Source organism: Pseudomonas protegens, from assembly GCF_003732485.1.
GTDB classification, from domain to species: Bacteria; Pseudomonadota; Gammaproteobacteria; order Pseudomonadales; family Pseudomonadaceae; genus Aquipseudomonas; species Aquipseudomonas protegens_B.
In genome coordinates this window covers 12,918-17,345 of sequence record NZ_MOAK01000025.1, presented here as the reverse complement: position 1 = coordinate 17,345, position 4,428 = coordinate 12,918, and the positions used below count along the sequence as shown (strand labels likewise).

The 4,428-nt window shown below is 63.0% G+C and carries 1 pseudogene; it reads left to right on the top strand.

Annotation, left to right across the window (positions count from 1 at the left end):
* A pseudogene (locus tag BLX41_RS02535) lies at positions 1-4,428 on the top strand (LapA family giant adhesin); the annotation flags it as partial.

The following is a 4,428-nucleotide window of genomic DNA, read 5'->3' as shown; positions in this document are numbered from 1 at the left end:
CCACCACTGGCACCGCCACTGTTGCGGCGCCAGCCGACGACGTCTACAAAGACGCCGGCAAAGTCGAAGCCACCATCACCAAAGCTGACGGTGGCAACTTCGAAAACCTGGTCACCAACCCAGCTCCAGCTGTGACTGATGTCACCGATACCATCGACACCAGCACCGTTTCGCTGACCGCTACGCCAAGTGTGGCTGAAGGTGGCACCGTGGTTTACACCGCGTCGGTCACCGCACCGGTGACCGGCTCCCCGGTTGTGGTCACTCTGTCCAACGGTCAAACCATCACCATTCCGGTGGGCGAATCTTCCGGCAGCGTCAACTTCACTGCACCGAATGACGCCCTGGCTGGCGGTAGCTCCCTGAGCACCACCATCACCAAAGCGGACGGTGGCAACTACGAAAAACTGGAGGTCAGCGATAAACCCGCTGAGACCTCGGTCACCGATACGCCGGACACCACCACCCTGAGCCTGAGTGCTACCGACTCTGTGGCCGAAGGTGGTTCCATCGTTTACACCGCCACCCTGACCAATGCAGCTGGCACACCGGTTACCGTAACCCTGAGCAACGGTGCGGTGATCACCATTGCCGCAGGCGCTACCTCGGGTACAGCCACCGTTGCCGCACCAGCCGACGACGTCTACAAAGACGCCGGCAAAGTCGAGGCCACCATCACCAAGGCCGAAGGTGGCAACTTCGAGAAGCTGGTGCCAAACACCACGCCAGCGGTGACGGATGTCACCGATACCATCGACAACTCCACCGTCACGCTCAAGGCCACGCCTTCGGCTACCGAAGGTGGCAATGTCACTTACACCGCTACCGTTAGCGCTCCAGTGACCGGTTCGCCCGTCACCGTGAACCTGGCCAATGGCGAGAAAATCACCATCCCGGTCGGCGAAACCACCGGTTCGGTGAGCATCAGCGCACCGAACGACGTTCTGGTTGGCCACACTCCGCTGACCAACTCCATCACCAACGTCAGCGGTGGCAACTACGAGAACCTGGTGGCCGACAAAACCCCGGTCAGCACCACCGTGACCGACACGGTGGACACCACCAGCGTCAGCCTCAGTGCCACCGGCAGCGTGGCCGAAGGCGGCTCCATCATCTACACCGCGACCCTGACCAACGCCGCCGGTACTCCCGTTACCGTGACGCTGTCCAACGGGGCGGTGATCACCATCGGCGCCGGCAAAACCACCGGTACCGTGACCGTTGCGGCCCCTGCTGACGACGTCTACATCGACGCCGGCAAGGTCAATGCGTCCATTGCCAGCGCCACCGGAGGCAACTTCGAGAAGCTGGTGCCAGATACCACGCCAGCCGTGACCAACGTCACCGATACCGTCGACACCACCTCGGTGGGCATCAGCGGCAGTACCTCGGTCACCGAAGGCCAGACCGCCAGCTACACCGTGAGCCTGACTCACCCGGCACAGACCGAGGTCACCCTGAAGATCAGCTACAGCGGCACCGCCACCGACGGCTCGGACTTCAGCGGCGTGTACACCGTGAAGATCCCGGCCGGCGCCAGCAGCGCCTCCTTCAACGTCGCCACCCTTGACGACAAGATCACCGAAGGCACGGAAAACTTCACAGTCAAGATCGACTCGGCCACCGGCGGCAACTTCGAGAATCTGGTGGTGGGCAGCAACAATACCGTCACCACCTCGATCATCGACAACGACGCCCCACCGGTCATCGACCTGGATGCCAACAACTCCAGCGGCGCCACCGGAGCCAACTACAAGGTCACCTTCACCGAAGGCACCACAGGCCCCGGCGTGTCGATCGCCGACACCGACCTGAGCATCACCGACCCGGACAGCACCCTGCTCACCGGCGCCACCATCGTGCTGACCAACCGTCAGCCGGGGGACTCGCTGAACCTGGGCAACAGCGTCAACGGCATCACCATCAATGCCAACAGCAAGGACGGCTCGATCACCCTGACCCTGTCGGGCAACGCGACGCTGGCCGACTACATGCAGCAGATCAAGAACATCACCTTCACCAACAACAGTGAAGACCCGAGCACCACGCCACGGACCATCACCGTGACCGTGACCGACGGCGGCAACTACTCCAACGTTGCCACCACCACGGTCAACGTGGTGGCGGTGAACGATGCGCCAACCGCCACCGGCGGCGCCGTCACCGGTACCGAAGACACACCGCTGGCCCTGACCTGGTCCAACTTCGGCGTCAGCGACGTCGACAGCCCGGCTGCCAACCTCGGGGTGAAAATCACCCAACTGCCGGGTGAAGGCAAACTGCAGTACCTGGACGGTTCGACCTGGAAGGATGTGGCCAACAACCAGACCTTCAGCAAGGCCGATATCGATGCCGGCAAACTGCGCTTCACGCCGGACACCAATGAATCCGGCACCAATGGCTACGGCGGCAGCGGCGTAGGCAACCAGCAGGCGGATTACGCCCAGATCAAGTTCCAGCCAACCGATGGCCAGGCCCTGGGCAGCACCGGTACGGTCACGGTCGATATCACTCCAGTGGCCGATGCGCCGACCCTGAGCGTGGCGGGCAACAACGTGAACTCGATAGGCCTGCTCAAGGAAGTCTGGACCGGCCTCAGCGGCCTGGGCACCGACGGCAGCGGCGCGTCCGCCAGCACTCTTAAATCGGTCATTGATGCTGCCGGTACGCCCAACAGCAGCAGCCTGGCGACCAACGTCCAGTCCGACGGCGATATCACGCCGGGCACCGCTTCGAAGACGTCCGGCCTGATCTACCTGGAAGCCGGCAAGGCCTACACCTTCTCCGGCACCGGCGACGACAGCCTGCTGGTGACCATCGGCGGCAAGAACGTGGCCAGCGCCACCTGGGGCGCGGGCGGTAACCTCAACGGTACCTTCACCCCGACCACCAGCGGCTACTACACCATCGATATCTACCACCACAACCAGAGCGGCCTGGGTGCTTACGACATCAACCTCTCGGTCAATGGCGGCGCCGCGGTAGACCTGAGCAACGCCGGCGTGCCGCTGTACACCGGCGTCACCGACCTGACCAACGCCGGGGTCTCGGTGTCCGACCTGCACGGCACCAACGGCGAGGGTTACTACGACGGCTACAAGCTCAACGAGGGCGGCGAAGGCGGCAGCGTGCATCTGGCGAAGATCAGCACCGGCCTGACCGATACCGACGGCTCGGAAACCCTGAGCGTGAAGATCAGCGGCATTCCGGCCGGCTCGGTCCTCAGCGATGGCGCCGGGCATACCTTCACCGCCACCGCGACCTCCGGCGAAGCCAATGTCACCGGCTGGAACCTGGGCAACCTGACGGTCACGCCGCCGCCTTACTACAACGGCACGTTCAACCTCAACGTGACCTCGACCTCCACCGAGTCACTGGGCGGTTCTGCCAGCACTTCGGCGCAGATCCCGGTCAAGGTCTACCCGGCAACCTACAACGCCGTGGTCGCCACCGCCGGCGACGACACCGTCACCGGTACCGATGGCAACGACATCGTGATCGCCGACATCGGCGGCCTGACCGTGGTGCCGGGCACCAACTACAACATCGCCTTCATGGTGGACTCCTCGGGCAGTATGAGCAGTGCCTCGATCACCGCGGCCAAGAACTCCCTGACCTCGGTGTTCAACACCCTGAAGAACAGCATCGGCAGCGCTGGCTCGGGCACCGTGAACATCTTCCTTGCCGACTTCGATTCCCAGGTCAACAAGTCGGTGTCGGTGAACCTCAACGACCCGACTGCCCTGGCCCAGCTCAAGGCGGTACTGGATTCGATGACGTCCGGCGGCGGTACCAACTACGAAGACGTGTTCAAGACCACGGCCAACTTCTTCCAGAGCAGCCAGGCCACCGGCAACAGCAATGCCACCAACCTGACGTACTTCATTACCGACGGTGAACCGACCTACTACCAGAGCGGCGAGCAGACCAACCCGACGCTGTACGGCAGCGTGCGCCTCGACGATGTGCTGACCACCAGCAACTACAAGCTGGGGGATACCTTCAGCAAGTACCTCGACAACTCTCACTACCTGAGCGTCGCCAGCAATGGCACGACGATCCTGCAGACCTACAATGGCTGGGGCTGGAGCAGCAACACCCTGGGCACTCTGCGCGCCCAGGGCGACGGCACCTACGAGCTGTCGAACCGGGCCGGCTCCGGCAACAGCACCGATTACTACACCACCACCAACTCCAACAGCGGCTTTGCCCTGCTCAGCGGCCTGTCGAACGTCGAAGCCATCGGTATCAACAGTGGGGTCAGTCTCAACGACCTCAAGCCCTATGACAGCGATGGCAAGCCGCAGACCAACATCGACCCGGCCGACCTGGCCAACTCGATTATCGGTCACACCGAAGCGACCATGCCGGGGGCCGACAAAATCAGCGGCGGCGACGGCAACGACATCCTGTTCGGCGACCTGGTGA